At 75.1% G+C, this 1676-nt stretch carries 1 protein-coding gene; it reads left to right on the forward strand.

Annotated features, from left to right (window positions below; all coding sequences use genetic code 11):
- Positions 1 to 1676, forward strand: a 1676-nt coding sequence (locus ACSDR0_RS50420; RefSeq protein WP_435296101.1) for a type I polyketide synthase, incomplete at both ends; no start/stop codon positions are given.

Below are 1676 nucleotides of genomic sequence, written 5' to 3' on the forward strand. Positions count from 1 at the left end.
GACCTCGCCGCGCTGCGCGGCGGGAACGGCATGCGGTCGGCGCTCCTGCGCGGCCTCGTCCGCGCCCCCGCCCGCCGCGAGGTGACGGCGCCCGCGACCTCCGCCGCAGGGGGCTCCCCCCTGCTGCGCCAGCTGGCCGGCCTGCCCGAGGCCGAGCGCGAGCGCGTGCTCGTCTCCCTCATCCGTACGCAGGCCGCCACCGTGCTCGGGCATGCCGACGCCGACTCGGTGCAGTCCGGCCGTGCCTTCAAGGAACTGGGCTTCGACTCGCTCACCGCCATCGAGCTGCGCAACCGGCTCAACGCCGCGACCGGGCTGCGCCTGCCCGCCACCCTGGTCTTCGACTACCCGACCCCCGTCGCGCTGGCCGGGCACCTCATGGGCAAACTGCTCGGCGCGGGTGTCCCCGCGCGGCCCGCGGAGCCGCTCGCGCGGGCCGCCACGCCGGTGGACGACGACCCCATCGTGATCGTCTCCATGAGCTGCCGCTACCCGGGCGGCGTCGACTCGCCCGAGGCGCTGTGGAGGCTGCTGGAAGAGGGCGGCGACGCCATCTCGGAGTTCCCCGCCAACCGGGGCTGGGACCTGGACCGGCTCTTCGACCCCGACCCCGCACGGCACGGCACCAGCTACGCCCGCGGCGGCGGCTTCATGCACGAGGCGGGCGAGTTCGACGCGGGCTTCTTCGGCATCTCGCCGCGCGAGGCCCTCGCCACCGACCCGCAGCAGCGGCTGCTGCTGGAGGCGGCCTGGGAGGTGCTGGAGCGCGCGGGCATCGCCCCCGACGCGCTCAAGGGCAGCTCGACCGGCGTGTTCGTCGGAGCGTCGAGCACCGGCTACGCCACCGGGCTGGCCACGCTGCCCGAGGGCGTCGAGGGCTACCTGCTCACCGGCAACTCCAGCTCGGTGATGTCCGGCAGGGTCGCCTACGTGCTCGGCCTCGAGGGGCCCGCCGTCACGGTGGACACCGCCTGCTCGTCCTCGCTGGTGGCGCTCCACCTCGCCTGCGACTCCCTGCGCCGCGGCGAGAGCACGCTCGCGCTGGCCGGGGGCGTGACGGTGGTCTCCACCCCGGAGTTGTTCGTGGAGTTCAGCCGCCAGCGCGGCCTGGCCCCCGACAGCCGGGTCAAGTCCTTCGCCGACGCCGCCGACGGCACGGTGTTCTCCGAGGGCGTCGGCATGGTCGTCCTGGAGCGGCTGTCGGACGCGCGCCGCAACGGTCACCCGGTGCTGGCGGTGGTGCGGGGCAGCGCGGTCAACCAGGACGGCGCCAGCAACGGCCTGTCGGCCCCGAGCGGCCCCTCCCAGCAGCGGGTCATCCGTCAGGCGCTGGTCAACTCCGGCCTCTCACCCGCCGACGTGGACGCCGTCGAGGCCCACGGCACCGGCACCACCCTGGGTGACCCGATCGAGGCCCAGGCCCTGCTCGCCACCTACGGCGAGGGCCGGCCCGAGGACCGGCCGCTCTGGCTGGGCGCCATCAAGTCCAACCTCGGCCACACCCAGTGCGCCGCGGGCGTCGCGGGCGTCATCAAGATGGTGCTCTCCATCCGCAACGGCCTGCTGCCCAGGACCCTGCACGTCGACGAGCCCACGTCCCACGTCGACTGGTCGGCGGGCGCGGTGTCGCTGCTGACCGAGCCGGTCCAGTGGCCCGAGAACGGCCACCCGCGCCG

Origin of the sequence: Streptosporangium sp. G11, from assembly GCF_051192615.1 — a bacterium.
Lineage (GTDB): Bacteria > Actinomycetota > Actinomycetes > Streptosporangiales > Streptosporangiaceae > Streptosporangium.